At 32.4% G+C, this 19,196-nt stretch carries 14 protein-coding genes; 6 read left to right on the forward strand and 8 right to left on the reverse strand.

Annotation, left to right across the window (positions count from 1 at the left end; translation table 11 throughout):
• Nucleotides 1-2: 2 nt before the first annotated feature.
• The 4 genes from HSX10_RS00480 to HSX10_RS00495 all read right to left on the reverse strand — a co-directional run bounded on the left by HSX10_RS00480 (nt 3) and on the right by HSX10_RS00495 (nt 9,453).
• Entirely contained in the window at nt 3-4,325 is a 4,323-nt protein-coding gene (locus HSX10_RS00480; RefSeq protein ID WP_173586234.1) for a CusA/CzcA family heavy metal efflux RND transporter, read from the reverse strand.
• Nucleotides 4,326-4,396: 71 nt separating this feature from the next.
• The gene (locus HSX10_RS00485; RefSeq protein ID WP_173586235.1) at nt 4,397-4,789 is read right to left on the reverse strand and encodes a hypothetical protein; all 393 of its coding nucleotides are present in this window, start codon (nt 4,787-4,789) and stop codon (nt 4,397-4,399) included.
• Between the two features lie 99 nt (nt 4,790-4,888).
• Nucleotides 4,889-5,923 (reverse strand): flavin-containing monooxygenase, encoded by a 1,035-nt coding sequence (locus HSX10_RS00490; protein WP_173586236.1) that lies wholly within the window; start codon nt 5,921-5,923, stop codon nt 4,889-4,891.
• Between the two features lie 86 nt (nt 5,924-6,009).
• The gene (locus tag HSX10_RS00495; RefSeq protein WP_173586237.1) at nt 6,010-9,453 is read right to left on the reverse strand and encodes a DUF8818 domain-containing protein; all 3,444 of its coding nucleotides are present in this window, start codon (nt 9,451-9,453) and stop codon (nt 6,010-6,012) included.
• Nucleotides 9,454-9,655: 202 nt separating this feature from the next.
• Between HSX10_RS00495 and HSX10_RS00500 the strand changes: the two genes are divergently transcribed.
• The 3 genes from HSX10_RS00500 (at nt 9,656) to HSX10_RS00510 (ending at nt 12,715) form a co-directional block, all read left to right on the forward strand.
• Nucleotides 9,656-10,417 carry an exodeoxyribonuclease III gene (locus HSX10_RS00500; RefSeq protein WP_173586238.1) on the forward strand — a complete coding sequence of 254 codons (762 nt, stop codon included), beginning with the start codon at nt 9,656-9,658 and terminating at the stop codon, nt 10,415-10,417.
• A gap of 55 nt (nt 10,418-10,472) precedes the next feature.
• Nucleotides 10,473-11,432, forward strand: a complete 960-nt coding sequence (locus HSX10_RS00505; RefSeq protein WP_173586239.1) for an OmpA/MotB family protein — start codon at nt 10,473-10,475, stop codon at nt 11,430-11,432.
• Nucleotides 11,433-11,677: 245 nt separating this feature from the next.
• Nucleotides 11,678-12,715, forward strand: coding sequence for an aldo/keto reductase (locus HSX10_RS00510; RefSeq protein WP_173586240.1), 1,038 nt, complete (start codon nt 11,678-11,680; stop codon nt 12,713-12,715).
• Nucleotides 12,716-12,765: 50 nt separating this feature from the next.
• Here HSX10_RS00510 and HSX10_RS00515 read toward each other — a convergent pair whose 3' ends face one another.
• The gene (locus tag HSX10_RS00515) at nt 12,766-13,236 is read right to left on the reverse strand and encodes an Lrp/AsnC ligand binding domain-containing protein (protein WP_173586241.1); all 471 of its coding nucleotides are present in this window, start codon (nt 13,234-13,236) and stop codon (nt 12,766-12,768) included.
• A 90-nt stretch (nt 13,237-13,326) separates the two neighbouring features.
• Nucleotides 13,327-14,691, reverse strand: a complete 1,365-nt coding sequence (locus HSX10_RS00520; protein ID WP_173586242.1) for a saccharopine dehydrogenase family protein — start codon at nt 14,689-14,691, stop codon at nt 13,327-13,329.
• A 68-nt stretch (nt 14,692-14,759) separates the two neighbouring features.
• Here HSX10_RS00520 and HSX10_RS00525 point away from each other — a divergent pair, with 68 nt between their 5' ends.
• The gene (locus HSX10_RS00525; protein ID WP_173586243.1) at nt 14,760-15,149 is read left to right on the forward strand and encodes a DUF423 domain-containing protein; all 390 of its coding nucleotides are present in this window, start codon (nt 14,760-14,762) and stop codon (nt 15,147-15,149) included.
• 65 nt (nt 15,150-15,214) lie between these two features.
• Nucleotides 15,215-16,831 (forward strand): phosphoenolpyruvate carboxykinase (ATP), encoded by a 1,617-nt coding sequence (gene pckA, locus HSX10_RS00530; protein ID WP_173586244.1) that lies wholly within the window; start codon nt 15,215-15,217, stop codon nt 16,829-16,831.
• Between the two features lie 73 nt (nt 16,832-16,904).
• Here the strand turns inward: pckA and HSX10_RS00535 are convergent, their stop codons facing one another.
• Together HSX10_RS00535 and HSX10_RS00540 are read right to left on the reverse strand one after the other, a co-directional pair.
• The gene (locus HSX10_RS00535) at nt 16,905-17,654 is read right to left on the reverse strand and encodes a uroporphyrinogen-III synthase (protein WP_173586245.1); all 750 of its coding nucleotides are present in this window, start codon (nt 17,652-17,654) and stop codon (nt 16,905-16,907) included.
• Between the two features lie 16 nt (nt 17,655-17,670).
• Nucleotides 17,671-18,321: a DUF4271 domain-containing protein gene (locus HSX10_RS00540; RefSeq protein ID WP_173586246.1), complete on the reverse strand. Its 651-nt coding sequence runs from the start codon at nt 18,319-18,321 to the stop codon at nt 17,671-17,673.
• 146 nt (nt 18,322-18,467) lie between these two features.
• Here HSX10_RS00540 and HSX10_RS00545 point away from each other — a divergent pair, with 146 nt between their 5' ends.
• Entirely contained in the window at nt 18,468-19,190 is a 723-nt protein-coding gene (locus HSX10_RS00545; protein ID WP_173586247.1) for a polyprenol monophosphomannose synthase, read from the forward strand.
• The last annotated feature ends 6 nt before the right edge of the window (nt 19,191-19,196 follow it).

Below are 19,196 nucleotides of genomic sequence, written 5' to 3' on the forward strand. Positions count from 1 at the left end.
CTTTAAAAGATATTTAAAATAAGGTGATTAATGTTAATAACAGTTTGGTTGTATGCGTTTAGATTGTCTAAATAAGTTAGCTCAATGTCTGTTGCTGTTTCTAAACTTTGGATGTATTGAAAAAAGTCAATTTCTCCTTCTTTAAAGGTTCTGTTGGCTGTTTTTATAATTTCATCTTTTAAACGCTTGCCTTGCTTTTCGTAATAACTAATGGCTTCTTCATATTTGTTTTGTGTCGTTAAAAGCGATTTGTATTCAGAATTTAACTGTATTTTATAATCTTGTTTCTGTTCAGTAATAATTTCTTTAGCGATTTTTGAAGCTTTAATTTTTGATGAATTTCCAAAGAATAACAACGGTATTTTTAGTCCAAATTGATAGCCTCTAAGATTCGCATTTAATTGGTCATTTGTTCCTTGAAAATATTCGAAACTAAGGTCTGGTAAAAGACTTTGCTTTTCAGATTTATAAAGCGCATCTTGATAGTTTTTAGCATTTTCATAATAGCTTAATCCTGAATTATCATCAAGAGATGGACTGTTTAATTCAAGTTTTTCTAAATCTTGATCTATAATAGTAATAGTATCGACTTGAGCGATAGCTTTTAATTGTTCTTTAGAAAATTCAATATCTTGTAAAGCTTGTTTGTATAACGTTTGGATTTGTTTTTGCTTAGATTCTGCGGTAATAGTTTCTAAATAATTGGTTTCACCTAGTTCAAAACGTCGTGCTGATTTCTGTGCGAAATCTTTATAAAGACTGTCTAAAAAGCGATAGGTTTTTGCACGTTGCTTAGCATATTGCAATTGATAATAGCTAGAATAAACTTTCTTTTTAACTTTTTGAAGTTGAATATTATATCTAGATTCTTCTAAATTAACCAAAGCCTTATTTACTTTTTTATCAGCAAAATAAACGGTTGGAAATTTAAAGTCTTGAGCAATTTTAAACACCTTTAAAGGTTTGTTGTTTGAAGCGAGGTTGCTTTCGTCATAATTATAATACAAAGCTGTTTTGTCAAAACTAAAAGCACTTCCTACAAATGCATTGCTTTTTTCGATTTTTAAATTTGAAGCCTTTAAACTCGCGTTATTTTCTATTGTTAAATCTAAAGTTTGTTCAACGGTTAGAGGTGATTGCGCATTGCTATTCCATATAAATAGAAAACCGATAATAGTTACTATTGCTGTTTTATTCGTTTTAGGAGCTGTTCTATTTTTAAGCCAAGCATATAAAACGGGTAATACAACTAAGGTTAAAATGGTGGCAGTAAATAAACCGCCAATCACTACTGTTGCTAACGGACGTTGTACTTCTGCACCGGCATTGGTAGAGATTGCCATAGGTAAAAACCCTAAGGCAGCAGCAGATGCGGTTAATAATACGGGTCTTAAGCGTTCTGTGGTTCCTCGTTTTACAAGTGCATCAATATCATTCATACCCTCTTCATCGTGCAAGGATTTAAAGTGTTCAATGAGTACAATTCCATTAAGTACTGCAATACCGAAAAGTGCAATAAAACCAACACCTGCCGAAATACTAAACGGTAAGTCGCGTAACCATAACAGTAAGACGCCACCAACTGCGGCTAGTGGAATTGCAGAATATACAATTAAAGCTTCTTTTACCGAATGAAAAGCAAAATACAATAGCACAAAAATTAAAGCTAAGGCAATTGGCACCACAATTAAAAGTCGGTCTTTAGCACTTTGTAGATTTTCAAATTGGCCACCATAAGTAATATTATAACCTACGGGAAGTTTTAATTTGGTATCTAGAATTGTTCTAACATCATCTACAACCGATTCTAAATCTCGATTTCTAACATTTATACCAACTACAATTCGTCTTTTAGTATCATCTCTAGAAATTTGAGCGGGTCCTTCGGTATATTTGATATCAGCTAATTCGCTTAATGGAACCTTAGTTCCGTTTGGAACATCAATATATAAATTTTGAAGGCTCGCTAGATTTTTTCTGCTATTCTCATCTAAACGGATAACGAGGTCAAAACGTTTTTCTCCTTCAAAGACATTTCCAACCGTTTCCCCAGCAAATCCCATTGAAATCAAATGATTTACATCTGAAATATTGAGTCCATACCTTGCTATTTTATGTCGGTTGAAAACAACGCTCATTTGTGGTAAACCTTCCACTTTTTCTACCGTAATATCCGAAGCACCTTGCACATTTTGAATTAAGGTTTTTACTTCATTTGCTTTTTTTGCTAAAATGGATAAATCTTCTCCAAAAATTTTAATAGCAACATCGGCTCTAACCCCAGTAATAAGTTCATTAAATCGCATTTCAATGGGTTGGGTAAATTCGACCTCCATACCAGGGATGATGGACAATGCTTCTTTAAATTTATTAGCTAATTCATCTTTACTGTTTGCTGAAACCCATTCTTTTTTAGGTTTTAGCTTAATAATAACATCACTTTCTTCCATAGACATTGGGTCCGTTGGAACTTCTGCAGCACCTATTCTCGTAACTACTTGGTCGACTTCAGGGAAATTATTTAACAAAATTTGTTCTATTTTTGTAGTTGTCTCAATGGTTTTTCCGAGAGAAGTTCCTGTTTTTAATATAGGTTGTATTACAAAATCACCTTCGTCTAATGTGGGAACAAATTCACCGCCCATTCTGCTAAATATAAAAACACTCGTAGCTAATAAAACGGTAGAGAGAATGAGTACAATTTTCTTGTGTCTTAAAGCCCAATTGATAATTGGTTCGTATCTTTTTTTAATAAAATTCATTAGCTTAACCGATACATTTTTTGAAGAGGGTGGGCTTGGTTTTAAAAACAATGAAGCCACTACCGGGACATAAGTTAAACATAGAATCATGGCGCCAATTAAAGCAAAGCTAAAGGTGAGTGCCATGGGTCTAAACATTTTACCTTCTACACCACTTAAAGTTAAAATAGGAATAAAAACAATTAAGATGATTAATTGTCCAAAAATGGCTGAATTCATCATTTTTGAAGCACTTTTTAGGGTTATATTGTCAATTTCGGTCTGTTTTTCTTCTTTATTAAGTGCTTTTAGTTTGTCGCTTTGAGTGATAATTCTGAAAGCAATAAATTCTACAATAATGACAGCTCCATCGATAATGATTCCGAAATCAATGGCGCCAAGACTCATTAAATTGGCATCGACTCCAAATACGTTCATCATGGAAATGGCAAATAATAAACTCAAAGGAATGACTGAAGCCACTACTAATCCAGAGCGTAAATTACCGAGTAGTAAAACCACTACAAAAATGACAATGAGAGAGCCAAGGATTAAATTTTCTGAGACTGTAAATGTAGTTTTTCCAATGAGTTCACTTCGTTCTAAAAAGCCATTGATAAATACACCTTCTGGCAAAGTATGCTTTATGGATTCTATGCGTAGTTTTACGGCATCGATGACGGCTTTAGAATTTCCATCTTTAATCATCATAATTTGACCTAAAACTTTTTCGCCTTCACCATTTCCGGTAATAGCACCAAAGCGTGTTGCACTACCAAATCCGACTTTAGCAACATCTTTAATATAAATTGGTGTTGAGGTGTTTTTAACGACTATGTTTTCAATATCGTCTAAGGTTTTTACTAAACCTTCACCTCTAATAAAAAAGGATTCATTATTTTTTTCAATATACCCACCACCAGCAACACTATTATTTTTTTCAAGTGCATCGTAGATTTCTGATATAGAAATATGCATTGCATTTAGCTTGTTTGGATTAATTGCAACTTCATATTGCTTTAAAAATCCTCCCCAAGTATTGATTTCAACAACTCCTTGTATTCCTGATAGTTGACGCTTTACAATCCAATCTTGAATGGTTCTTAAGTCGGTTGCCGAATATTGATCTTCATAACCCGGTTTAACGTCTAAAATGTATTGATATATTTCTCCTAAACCTGTGGTGATAGGTCCCATTTCTGGATTACCAAAACCTTCAGGGATTTTTTCTGATGCAGATTTTATTTTTTCAGCAATCAGTTGTCTGGGAAGAAAAGTTCCCATATCATCTTCAAAAACAATAGTCACAACAGATAAGCCAAATTTTGATACCGAACGAATTTCTTCTACTCCTGGTAAATTTGCCATTTCTAATTCTACCGGATAAGTAATAAATTGTTCTACATCTTGCGTTGATAAATTGCGAGATGTGGTAATGACTTGTACTTGATTGTTGGTGATATCAGGAACTGCTCCAATAGGAATTTGACTGAGTGATAAAAATCCAAACCCAATAATAAATGCTGTAAACAGGAAGATGATCAGCTTGTTTTTTAAGCTGAACTTAATAATGTATTCTAACATAATTCATAAAAATTAAAAAATAATGGATGCCTGTTTTGTAAAAAAAAAACAGGATTATAATCTAAAGTGAATTATGCGTGCTTGGGTGGTTGAAAAACAGAAGATTTCTCATAAGTTGTATGAGATTCTGTATAGTGAAAATTGAATGGGATTTTTATAAAATCTTGTTTATTAATTGTTAAAGTAACCGTTAAGTCTATAAAGGGGATTTGAGTATGAGAGCATGTGTGGTGAGCATCTTTAAAAGGTAAATTTTTATGCTCTTTGTGTTCTTCGTTATCATGCTGGTATATTGCGTTACCATAGTGCTCTGCTAAAAACTGTATAAATGTGTCGCCATACAACTCTTTATGATAGTCAGCATGCTCCATTAATATACCGAACTTAGAAAGATCTTCTAAGCCAATGTTGAAACTTTGAATAAGAATCAAAAGTGAGTATGTAAAAGCGATTAGCTTGCTCATAACACCACGAAGATACAAACTTTTAGGCGTGTTTATGTAATAAAGGTTACATGGGTTAAAGCAAATAGTTGTCTTAAATATTTTTATTTTGTTAGCTATTTATAAAATCTTACCCGCTAAATAAGTTGCATCTTTTTTTATGCCGCCTAAAGTAGCAGAACCTCTAGTGTGTAACCAGGGTAAACCAATAAAATAAAGTCCCTTTGTGGTGCTAATTCCTCTTTGGTGAATTGGATATCCATTTTTACAAAGTTCAATATTTTTTATCCATTTAAAATTTGGTTTGTAGCCTGTAGCCCAAATAATGTTTTTAATATTGTTTAGTTCTTTGGTTGCTGTTTTTATAATGTTCTCATCCGTGTCAAGTGTATGGCCAACGACTTCTACATTATCTCGTTTTATAATGCTTTTTACATCCGTTCCTATAATGGGTTGTTTAGATTGATTGATCTTTTTACCAATCCACGATGTTTTACTAAAACTTAAAAATCCTGTTTTAGTAAACCACCACCAAAGGGTTTTTCCTAAAATCTCCTGAGGAAGTGTTCTTATGTCTGTGCTACCCGAAAAATATGTGGTTTCGGTTGTGTTCTTCGATATTTCGTTTAAAATTTGAAATCCACTATCTCCGCCACCAACAACAAGAGTCGGACCCTTTTGTAATTGTTCTGGACTGTTATAATAATTACTATGAACTTGGTATATAGTATCTGAAAGGTTTTTGTGAAATTTAGGTGTAAAAGGAATATGAAATGGACCTGTAGCAATGATAACCTGTTTACAAGTGATTTCTTGTTGATTGGTTTTGATAAGGAAACCATCATCAATTTTTTCAATACTTTCAGCTAGAGTTTCTAATTGAATAGGGAATTCAAATTTTTCGGCATATTGCTTAAAATAAGAAGCTATTTCATATTTGTCTGGATAATGACCTTTTGCGGCCGGAAAATCCATTCCTATTAAGTGGTTAAACTCGGTAGGTGTAAATAGTTTTAAAGAATCCCAGCGTTTAAGCCACGAAGCTCCGACCTCTTTTTCTTTATCAATGATTAAAAAATCTTTCTGTTTTTGTTTAAGAAAATAAGCCATAGAAAGGCCTGCTTGTGCAGCTCCTACAATTACAAAGTCTTTCATTAATGAGTTTTGTTGGTCTTTACGCAGTATACCGTTTTTAAAGGTTTTATACAAGTTATAACGGAATATAAAATAGATGTTTTTATCTAAAAGTAAGCTTTTAACTGAATTGTTCCAGTATGAATCATTTTTGAAGTTTCTGATTTTCGTCCAAAATAATTCAAATTTAAATCTAAATATTTAGTCAGTTTTTTTTGTGCTAATAAACTCCATGTAAAGTTTTTTCCAGCTTGTAAACCTTCAAGCATTTGGTAGGCAACTGGTGTGTTTGAATCGCCTTCAAAATCATTTTCAAAAAAGTTGAACTCTCCTGTTAATGCTATTTTTTGTGCGTTATTATAAGTAAAGGATAGCCCGTAGTTATTCTGTATTAAAGTTTCAAAACTATCTATGGTATTTTCTTTGGAAGTATATTGATAGAAGATGTCAAACTGAGCATTTTCACTAAATAAATAACTTAATTTAGGTTGAAATTGATATTCATCTAAGTTATAATTCTTACTCGTAAAATTCTCACTTTTACTATCATTATTACTTAAACTCGCTAAGGTGTTAAACAACCAATTAACGTCAATTTTATGATTAAAATTTAGCTGATGACTATCCGTTTTATTTTGTTGAATTCCTGTAGTCAATAAGTTTCTGCTTTTATTAGTTAAGTAGGTGTAAGATGTGGTGTAGTGTTGTTTTCCTCTATTAAAAAACAATACATTTCTAACGCTGTAATTTAAGGCAACAAAATCTTCCGTATCTAAATCATCTTTTAAAGCTTCAAACGGATCTAAATTAAAAGAATTATCTTCCTTAAACTTTTTACTGTCTACAATAAAGGAAGCTTGCTCGTAGAAATGCGACCAAAATTGTTTCGATTTTTCTTCTGAAACACTCCAGGATTGTGGGTTAATTGTAACGGTTTGTCCGAATCTATTTTGATGGGTTTGCACATAAACTTGGTTCGGTAACAAGACTCTAATATAACTGCCTTGATCTGTAAATTGTGCAATTTCAAATTCGTCTAATTCTTGAATGCCATTGTCGTTATAATCAATCCAAGTGTAAGCTCCTTGTCCTGCTTCAACTTCAACATACGTAAAATCTTGCTGTGCTAAAGTTCCTGAGTTTGTTTCAAAACTGGTATTTGAAATAACTAAGTTTTTCCATAATTTCTGATTAAAAGTCAATCTACTATTTAAACTTTGCTCGTCTTCAGTGCTGCTATCTTCCGATTTTAAATCTCTATAATTTAAAAATAATTGAAGACTTGTGTTTTGATTTTGAATCAATCGAGAATTTAGATAATAAGTACTAGAAATATTTACACGTTTTAGATTATTGCTGCGTAAACTGTCGTTAAAACGTTTAATGTAGCCTACTTCTGCATAAACTTTGGTGCTATCTCCAATACCAACAAAAGCTTCGTAAGATTTAAATTTCTGACTTAATTCTGTTAGTAAATCTGTTTCTATAGCGCGTTGTTCATTATCTTCTGTTGAAAATTTTACACCTGTCCATTTATTGTTTTTACCATAAGTAACACTATTGAATGATCTTAGAAATGTAGAACGATTAATAGTATTTTTACTATTTAAAAGACTTGAGCTTGAATAAACCTTGAAATCACCCAACCTTAAATTAGCAGTTACATTATGTCGGTTTCCGTTGAAGTTTTCAGAATAGTTTAAATGTTCAAAACTATAAGTAATACTACCTTTTTTTGCGTGTGATAAACTTAATCCAGATGTAAATAATAGCTGATTTCCATAATCTAAAGTTTCGTCTGTAGTTTCAGAGGTGTCTAAATTCCAATCGCGCGCAAATTCGGCTCTGTATAAACGCTCTATGGTATTAAAGTTTTTTTGAATAAAATCGGCATCAACAAGAGCAGAAAGATTCCAAAGACTATCCGATTTTATAAGATTTTGATTTAAAGTAAATTTCCCAGCATAACCATCATTGTTATCATCATCTAAAATTGAAAATAAATTATCATCTTTTTTACTCCCAGCAAATTCAAAAAACAGATTCGTTTTTTTACTAGGGTTGTATTGCCCGTTAATTGTTGCGATTTGCAAACGTTCTGGAGGAATTAATTGTGTAATAGGTTCATAACTTCCTTGTGGAACACCAGAAATTGGTGCTACATATTCATAAATGTTATTGATAGCGTTTGTGTTGCTTAATATGTAATTACCTTCATTTGCACCTACAGAAGTAAAGGTTAGACTGTACAATTCGTCTTCAGAATCATTAGAATAGACATAGATTTCTTCTGTTCCAATAAATTCTTTTCGATATAAAATTCGATTTTCAGAATACGTTGTGAGTGATGCAGAAGATGCCGACATTAAATCTATATCATCACCAGCATTGGATAAAATTTGGGTTTGCTCTGTAGACAGGTTTTGCTGTAGTGGTTGGTTTTTAGCATCACTTTCAGAATAAACGGAAACATTTAATTTTAAGGTTTCTGTTTCAAAATTAGCTCCACCAAAAACGGTGAATCTAGAATAATTACGTTCGCTAAACTGATAATCAACTGTAATTCGCATTTCTGAAGTCATCGGAAATGTAGAGTTAAAAATTATTTCACCAGCATTATAATCTATAACATAATCGTTGTTTTCGCCGCGCTCTAAAGGTACTCCGTTAACGTAAACGGTTTCGCTTCCAGAAACTACAAGAACATAAAGTTCATTATTAGAGCCCGTTAATTTGTATGGGCCTTGGTTACCTTCTTCGGCTGTAAATTGTGTGGATGTAAACTGCCCACGTACCAAAGCTCCCGAAGCAAAAACAGAGGTTTTATCACTTAAATTTGCGTTTACAAGAAGTCCTTGTACACGTTTTGAAAAATTAGCAAAATAACTTTTCGTGTTTTCTAAATCTATATCTCCTGCTCTAATATTCCAATCGTCACTAAATAATTCAATAAACACTTGATCAAATTGATCTAAACTCTGAGAATAACCGCTTTCTTGCAGCGGAATATTAGCATCTTGTATGGATGCTCTAAGTGTAACTTTGTCATTCAGTTTTCCTGAAATCTGTAGGTCGAGTTCGCTATTTAAAACTGAATTCTGATTATTTCCTATTGTAATTCCACGAGAAATACTTCCAGAAGTTGTAAGTCCATCAAAAGGTGTAAGCGTGTTGTTTGTTGTGTTATTTTGTAAACTATATAATTGTCGATACCCAGTAGAAGAGCGGTCTATAACAACGGCATCGTCTAATTGTTTATATACTTTAGTTAAGAATTTTGGGTAGCGTAAATATTCAATTTTAATGCTGTCTATTTCGGTTGGAAGTTTAAAACGTAATAGTGATTTAGCAAAGTCTACTTCATATAAAGTAGAATCTATAACTTTATTATCTGTGGTTAATACTTTAAAACGAGAAGGATTAATACTTACAGAGTCAATTTGAATAGAATCATTTACTGCGACTTTTTTTTGTCTAAAATTACCATCCTGATCCTGGGAAAACCCCAAGGTCGTAGATAGAATGAATATAAAAAGTAGAGCAGACTTCATGTGGAATAATAACTGTTTAAAGCTAAAAATATTTTATCGTTAAATGCAGTATAAAATTATAGGGTAAAAGTACAGTATTATTTAATTTAGCAGTTAATCTGAAAATGACGAAATGAAACGAGCATGTTTAAGGTTTGATCACCTAAAAGAGTGATGAATAGTAAACAGTTTGTAAGCATTAATAAACAATAAATTTAAATACATGAAAATAGTTTCTTATAACGTAAACGGTATCAGAGCAGCAATAAATAAAGGATTTATAGAGTGGTTAAAAGCCACAGGTCCCGATGTTATTTGTCTGCAAGAAATTAAAGCGATGGAAGAGCAACTCGATTTAGATTTGTTTACTGAAGCAGGTTATAATTTTAATTATTGGTTTAGCGCTCAGAAAAAAGGTTACAGTGGTGTAGCGGTTTTATGTAAAAAAGAACCTAAGCATATTGAATTTGGAACCGGAATAGAATCTATGGATTTTGAAGGTCGAAATATTAGAGTAGATTATGATGAGGTTTCTGTAATGAGTATGTATTTGCCTTCGGGAACAAATGCTGCTAGATTATCTCATAAGTTTGAATATATGAACCTTATTCAACAGTATTTAATAGAGCTTCAAAAGGAAAAACAAAATTTGGTGGTTTGTGGAGATTATAATATTTGTCATGAAGAAATTGATATTCATAACCCTAAAATGAAAGGTGTTTCTGGGTTTTTACCAGAAGAACGCGAATGGTTAGGAGAATTTGTGAAAAGTGGATTTGTAGATAGTTTTAGATTCTTGCATCCGGAACGTCAAGAATATTCTTGGTGGAGTTACAGAGCAAATTCTAGAGCAAATAATAAAGGTTGGCGATTAGATTATGCCATGGTAAGCGCACCGTTACAAGAAAAAATAAAACGCAGCGTTATATTAACCGAGGCCGTGCATAGTGACCATTGTCCAATTTTATTAGAACTCGATCTTTAAAAATTAAATTAGACCCTAAACAATAATTTATATAACATCATTTAACAGAAGCATCATGATTAAAAGACTTTCAATCCTAGCCTTAACCATCACTTTATTCACATCGTGTGTGTCTAAAAAAATATATACAGAACTTGAAGATAAATATGCCGATTTAAAACAAGAAAATAGAGGTTTATCTGATGAGTTAGAAACATTATCTACAGATAAAACACATTTGACTAACGATTTAAATGATCTACAGAAGTCTTATGACGAAGCTGTTGCTGAGCGCGATAAATTGCAATCAGATTATGCTGCTGCTCAGTCTAACTTAGAAACTTTAAAAGCATCATATAAAGCTTTAGAAGAAAATAGTTCAGCTTCTATAGCTAAAAATTCACAAAAAAACAGAGAGCTTTTAGCAGAATTAGAGGCAAAAGAACAAGCATTAGCATCAGAAATTGAGCGATTAAATACATTGAAAAAAGAATTAGAAAGTCGTTCGCAACGTGTTGCAGAATTAGAAAATGTAATAGCAAGTAAAGATGCAGCTATGCGTAAATTAAAAGATGCAATTTCTAAAGCCTTAACTAATTTTGAAGGTAAGGGATTAACGGTTGAGCAACGCAACGGGAAAGTTTATATTTCAATGGAAAACAAATTATTGTTTGAATCTGGAAGTTGGTACGTTGGGTCACAAGGAAAACAAGCCGTTAAACAATTAGGAAGTGTTTTAGCAGAGAATCCAGAAATCTCTGTGTTGATTGAAGGACATACTGATAATGTACCTTATAAAGGAAATGCACAATTAAGTGGTAATTGGGATCTATCTGCAAAACGTGCTACGGCAATTGTAAATATTCTTAGAGAGAATGATGCTATTAATCCTGAAAATTTAACTGCAGCTGGTCGCGGTGAATATGCGCCAATTGCAACCAATGATACTTTAGATGGTCGAGCTAAAAATAGAAGAATAGAAGTAGTTTTAACGCCTAAGTTAGATGAGATTTCTAAACTTTTAAATGATATCTAATAAATTTCTGCGGAAGCAGGAATCTCAGGATTCAAAATCTTAACATACATTTAGACCTCACAGTATTCAAAAACCTGTGAGGTCTTCTTATTTTTGCGATATATTTTAAATATCAAATGTTACTTTAAGCATTAGCGATAAACAAAATAATTTTCATTTAGAAGTTATGCAAACGTAGTTTGTCGAAGTGCTTTTTGAAATTAAGTTTAACTAAAAAGAGATTCCTGCTTTTGTAGGAATAGAAGATGAAATACACAACATTACCAAATACAGATATAAAAGTTAGTAAAATTTGTTTGGGAACCATGACTTGGGGAAACCAAAATACCCAAGAAGAAGGATTTTCTCAAATGGATTTAGCATTAGATAAAGGTGTTAATTTCTTTGATTGTGCAGAACTTTATCCAGTTCCAGCAGAAGAAAAAACGTATGCCGAAACGGAACGCATTATCGGTAATTGGTTTGCAAAATCAGGAAATAGAGATAAGGTTATTTTAGCTACAAAAATTGCAGGAACAGGAGATTATACAGCACATATTAGAGCCAATGGTTTTAGTAAAGAAGCACTTAATGAAGCGGTAGAAAACAGTCTAAAACGTCTTAAAACAGATTACATAGATTTATACCAGTTACATTGGCCAGAACGTAATACAAACACGTTTGGGACACGCGATTATACACCTGATACTGACGATCAGTGGGAAGATAATTTTAATGAAATTCTTCACAGTTTAGATGCCATTGTAAAATCGGGTAAAATTAGACAAGTTGGTATTTCTAATGAAAAAGCTTGGGGAACCATGCGTTATTTAGAAGAATCTAAGCAGCATAGTTTACCTCGAATGATTACCATTCAAAATGCCTACTCTTTAATAAATAGGGTTTTTGAAGGTGATATGGCAGAGGTTGCCCATCGCGAGAATATTGGACTCTTAGCATATTCGCCAATGGCATTTGGTGTATTATCTGGTAAATACATTAAAGGGACTGCTGCAGATGATGCGCGTTTAAAATTATTTCCAAGATTTTCACGTTATAATAGTGTGCAAGCTACAGAGGCCACTAAGCGCTATTTAAAAATTGCGGAAGATAATAATTTATCGTTAGCACAAATGGCTTTAGCCTTTGTGAATGAAAGGCCATTTATTACCAGTAATATTATTGGAGCAACCAATCTTAGTCAGTTAACAGAAAATATTGAGAGTATTAATATTTCGTTATCGAATGAGGTTATGAAAGCGATTAATGCGGTGCATGCAGAGATTCCTAATCCAGCACCATAATATTGAAATAAACAAAATTAAAAAAGCACGTATGAAAATACGTGCTTTTTTTAGATCTTAATCTGACGATTTATTTGTTCTTGTAAGGAGATAAATGTTTCTGTTCTAGAAACCCCTTTGATACTTTGTATTTCAGAATTAAGGACATGCATTAAATGCTCATTATCTCTAGAAAGTATTTTAATGAAAATAGACCAGTTACCTGTGGTGTAGTGACATTCAATAACTTCTGGTATTTTTTGTAATTGCTTTACTGCTTCAGGATTACTAATCGCTTTATCAAGATACACACCAACAAAAGCCATGGTGGTATATCCTAAGGCTTTAGGGTTAATGATAAATTTAGATCCAGCAATAAGTCCAGATTTTTCAAGTTTCTTTAGACGCTGATGTATTGCAGCACCAGAAATCCCTACGTTACGAGCAATTTCGAGAATTGGAGTTCTGGCATCTTCCATTAATGCTCTTAGTATTTTTTTATCAATACCATCTATGTAAATACCACCATCGTTAATTTTCATGAATATATAAACTATTAATTTGAAATCGAAAGATAAAAAAAGCGTTTCATATTGAAACACTTTTTTAAATTAATAGTGTAAATATTGATATTATACATTTAAAGGATTATAACCTAAATAAGGAACTTTATATTCTTTAAAGACAATATCGTAAGCTTCTAGTTCTTTTAAGATAGGTGTGTAAACTTCTTTTGTAATCGGAATTTGAACACCTGGAGTTTTTATTTTTCCATTTAATATAGCTAGCGTTGCAATTGCGACAGGTAAACCTACGGTTTTAGACATAGCAGTATAGGTTTGGTCTTTACCAAGTGTTACCATGGTCGCATCAATTTGATGTTTTTCTCCATTGAGCTCGTAACCAAATTTATGGTACATAACAATCATATCTTTATCGGCTTCACTAAGCGTCCAGCTATCCATTAAAATTTTCTGAAGAATTTGAGCAGGAGTTGCCTTATCTAATTCTACCATTTTTTCAGGATTAAAAATATCGAGCTCTAAAAACTTGTCCCAAACCATATCGTCTTGGTCAATTTTAAGCGCATGTCTAAATTTTAGTTCTACTGAATCTGTAGGGCTGTAGGGTAAAAAAGAATTTACAAAATCGCGATAGCTCATATTATTACTATCATCAACAGTGTAGCTATCATCAGTCATTCCTAATTGTACAAAAACATTCCAAGCTCTACTGAAACCAACACGTCTAATAGTTCCACGATATAAGGTTTTTACATGTTCTAAACCGTAAACTTGTTGATATTTTAAAGAGTCTCTATTGGCATACCCTTCAAAACGACCATATTCTTCAACATCTAAAAATTCCGTACGTCTAAATAAGCGATTATAAGGAATGTATTTAAATTTATCTTCCTGTAAAAACTTAGCAGCACCACCTTGTCCGGCCAGTACAACATTTCTAGGATTCCATGTAAATTTATAGTTCCATAGATTATTATCGCTTTCAGGTGCTACTAAACCACCAGTGAAAGATTCAAATAAGATCATTTTTCCGCCTTCATCTCTAATGCGGTCAATAACATGCATAGCACTCATATGATCTATACCAGGATCTACACCAATCTCATTCATAAAAATAAGATTGTTGGCTTTGGCTTCTTCATCTAAGGCTTGCATTTCTGGACTTACATAAGAGGCTGTAACCAAATTCTTTTTATAAGTAATACAATCTTTAGCAACCTCGATATGAAAACGAGCAGGAAGCATTGAAATTACAATATCTGCTTTTTTTACAGCAGCAGTTCTCGATTCGGTATTAAAAACATCTAAGTGAATAACCTCTGTGTTAGGATGGGAGCCAACGAGTTTTTTAGCATTTTCTACATTAAGATCTCCTATGGTGAGGTGTAGTTTTTCTGTTTCAGAATGGTCAAGTAAATACTTTATAAGGTATGAACAAGATTTACCCGCTCCGACAATTAAAATGTTTCTCATAATGACTAAATTTGTGTTCTACGAAAATAAGGAATCGAAGAGTAATAAAAACGTAAAGCATACTTATTATGAACAAGATACTATTGATTACGGGAACCATTTTTGGAATTTTAGGTATAATTTTAGGAGCATTTGCAGCTCATGGTTTACAAAAATTAGTAGATACAGCGGCTATTCAAACTTTTGAAACAGGTGTGCGTTATCAGCTTTATCATGCTTTTTTTCTGCTCATAGTAGGAAGTACAACTATGGTGAGTTTAAAAATGAAAAAATTAATTTTTTATTTCACACTTTTCGGAGTTATATTCTTTTCTGGGTCTATTTATGGTTTGGCAACAAATACACTTTCAGCTTTCGATTTTAAATCTATTGCACTCATTACTCCTTTGGGAGGCTTATTACTTATTACTGGCTGGGTATTTTTATTAGTTGGTATAATTAGAAATAAAGGGAATTAATGGCCTCCAAATATGGTGTTTCAAAATATAATATTAGTTTTACATAACTAAATAACACTAATATTATGACAAACCATTCTCAGTTTACGAAAACGATTTCGTTAAATCAATATGGAATTAAAAACGCAAAAGTTAATTATCAATTATCGTCAGAAGAACTTCATGCTGAAACTATCTCTAAAGGTCAGGGTGTTGAGTCGTCTTCGGGAGCTCTAGCAGTTAATACTGGCGAGTTTACAGGTCGTTCACCAATGGATCGATTTATTGTGAAAGATGATATTACCAAGGACAAAATTTGGTGGGGAGATATCAATATTCCTTTCGAGAGTACTAAGTTTCAAAAGTTATATGATAAAGTGGTTGCTTATTTATCTGATAAGGAGATTTATGTGAGAGATAGTTATGCATGTGCAGACGAAAACTACAAGCTAAACATTAGAGTTATCAATGAATATCCTTGGAGTAATATGTTTGCTTATAATATGTTTCTCCGTCCTACGGAAGATGAATTAAAAGATTTTTCACCCGAATGGACTGTTGTTAATGCACCAGGTTTTATGGCAGATCCAGAAGTTGATGGAACACGTCAGCATAACTTTGCCATTTTAGATTTTACACGTAAGATTGCCTTAATTGGAGGAACTGGTTATACAGGTGAAATTAAAAAAGGAATTTTCTCTGCCTTAAACTTTATTCTTCCTGTGTTTAAAAATACTTTACCAATGCATTGTAGTGCAAATGTTGGTAAGGAAGATGATACGGCTATTTTCTTTGGTCTATCTGGAACAGGAAAAACCACACTTTCTACAGATCCTAATCGTAGTTTAATTGGAGATGATGAGCATGGTTGGACAGCTGAAAACTCTGTTTTTAATTTTGAAGGTGGCTGTTATGCAAAAGTGATTAACCTATCTCAAGAACAAGAACCTGAGATTTTTGCTGCGATTAAAAAAGGAGCTATTCTCGAAAATGTGATTATGGATGACAAAGGTCATGTTGATTTTGAAGATACATCCATTACACAAAACACAAGAGTAAGTTACCCAATTTACCATATAGATAATATTAGAAAACCATCAGTAGGAGAGAACCCTAAAAATATATTTTTCTTAACAGCAGATGCTTTTGGTGTATTACCTCCGATATCTAAACTAACACCAAGTCAAGCAGCTTATCATTTTATTTCTGGTTATACCGCTAAGGTTGCAGGTACAGAAGCAGGTGTTGTAGAACCAGTACCAAGTTTTTCAGCTTGTTTTGGAGCGCCTTTTATGCCTTTGCATCCAACGGAATATGCTAAGATGTTAAGTGAAAAAATGAAAGAAGCAGGTGTAAATGTTTGGTTGGTAAATACGGGTTGGATAGGTGGTCCTTACGGAGTAGGAACACGTATGAAATTAAAATATACACGAGCGATGATTAATGCAGCTTTAAATGGTGATTTGGGTGATTACACTTATGAGGATTACCATATCCATTCTGTTTTTGGTGTAGCACAACCAAGAAGTTGTCCTGGAGTACCAACAGAAGTGTTGAGTCCTAGAACAACATGGAACGATGATAAAGCATATTACACTATGGCATTTAAATTATCAAATGCATTTAGAGAAAACTTTAAAGAATTTGAGTCTTATGCATCAGAAGAAGTAAGACGTGGTGGCCCACAACGTTACTCGTTTTAAAAAATAACTTATATGAACTAAAAAAGCGATTCTAAATTTAGAATCGCTTTTTTTATGTTTTATAGTAATTAAACTATTTTCCTTTGTTTACAGAATCAATATATTTCTGTAATGCCATAGTCATAGAAGGTGTTTCTGGTGTTGGTGCAGAAATATCTACACGCAATCCTTTTTCTTTTACTGCCTGAACTGTGGTGTTTCCAAAAACAGCAATACGAGTTTCATTTTGCTTAAAGTCTGGAAAGTTATGAAATAAGGATTCAATGCCAGAGGGGCTAAAGAATACTAATATATCATAAGTTACATTAGATAAATCAGATAAATCACTAATTACGGTTCTGTAAAAAGTAGCTTGTTTCCAATTGACTTTTAAACCATCTAATAATTCTGGAATAATAGGTTTTACTTTGTCAGTAGTTGGTAATAAAAACGATTCGTCTTTATATTTTTTAATTAAAGGTATAAGATCTTCAAATGTACGTTTCCCAACATAGATTTTACGTTTTCTATACACCACATATTTTTGTAAATAATAAGCAACAGCTTCAGACTGGCAGAAGTATTTCAATGAATCAGGAACTTTAAAACGCAATTCGTCTGCGACTCTAAAGAAATGGTCTACGGAATTTCTACTTGTAAGGATAATAGCTGTGAATTTACTTAAGTCAACTTTTTGTTGTCTCACGTCTTTAGAACATACACCTTCAACATGGATAAAGGGTCTAAAGTCTACTTTAACTTTTTGCTTTTCTTGCAGATCAAAGTATGGTGAGTTTTCTATTTTAGGCTCTGGTTGCGATACTAAAATTGTTTTCACTTTCATACGGAATGCTTGTGTTTTAAGCGTTATATTCTCTAATTAGCTTATATAAAAGAATATAAGGGCTAATTTCGAGAGCGCAAAGGTACAATAAAAAATACAAAAAATTAGGATTAATTGTTTTTTGATGAGTTTTGAATGAAGATATAAAACCAATGACGTTTACAAGGCAAACAGTTATGAATGCTGATATCAAGACGATACTAATGTTGATATCTGTATATAATAAAAACAAATTTGCTACTAAAAACAGGATTCCGGAAAAATTTTTAAATGTTGTTTTCTGAAATAAATAGTTGGTTATTAGACTGTCTATTTCAAAAAGGCTTCCAATTAAACGCTCTAATACTATTTTTGTAATGATAATAGAAAAGACTAAAAACACTAATTTTAAGAACGAAATTAATTCAAAATTTAGAGGTTCTATAAATGTAGAATAGGCGAAATAAATAAAAACACTTAATGATAATGAAAGATTTATAAATAGAAAACTATCAAATAGATCAATTTTTTTTCGCTCTTTTGAGTATATTTTAAGGTATTTAGAGTTTCCTATAACATACATAAAGTCTTTAAAGCGAAGTGAATTTAGGTATTTAGCAACAGCAATGGTAAACAATCCAATGATTGTAAAAATGGTAAACCACTCATGTGTTATATAATTTCGCATGGCGCTAAATTATAAAAAATGCGCTTAATTTAAGGTGTCCAATTCATATCTATCAAAAAAGTTAATTCCGACATTTTTTATATTAAAAACTTTATTTTTGTTAAAATTTTAAAAGGCCACGAACAAGTAGATTTAAAAGTGAGTTAATGTCAGACGCGATTGTCATCATACCAACCTATAATGAGATTGAAAATGTTGAATCAATCATTAGAACTGTGTTTTCTGAACAGAAGGATTTTCACGTTTTAATTGTTGATGATAATTCACCCGATCATACAGCTGAGACCGTTAAAAAGTTACAGCAAGAATTTAAAGATCAATTGTTTTTGTTAGAGCGTAAAGAAAAAAGTGGTTTAGGTACGGCTTATATCGCCGGATTTGAATGGGCTTTAGAAAGATCTTATCAGTATGTTTTTGAAATGGATGCTGATTTTTCACACAATCCAGATGATCTTCCAAGATTATACAAAGCATGTGCTGTTGATGGTGCAGATGTAGCCGTCGGATCTCGTTATGTAAAAGGAATTACAGTTGTAAATTGGCCTTTGTCTCGTATTCTTTTATCTTATGGAGCATCGCGTTACGTGAGATTAATAACAAGAATGAAAGTTAAGGATTCTACAGCAGGATTCATTTGTTATCATAGAACTGTTTTAGAAGCCATCAACCTTAAAAAGATAAAATTTGTTGGTTACGCTTTTCAAATTGAAATGAAATTTAAAGCGCATAAAAAAGGCTTTAAAATTGTAGAAATACCTGTTATATTTAAAGATAGAACAAAAGGAAAATCAAAAATGAGTGGAGGTATTATAACTGAAGCTATTTTTGGTGTGATTAGTTTAAAAATTAAAAGTTTATTTACGAAGTAAAAGAAC

It is taken from the genome of Winogradskyella undariae, assembly GCF_013285155.1.
In the GTDB taxonomy this organism is placed as follows: domain Bacteria; phylum Bacteroidota; class Bacteroidia; order Flavobacteriales; family Flavobacteriaceae; genus Winogradskyella; species Winogradskyella undariae.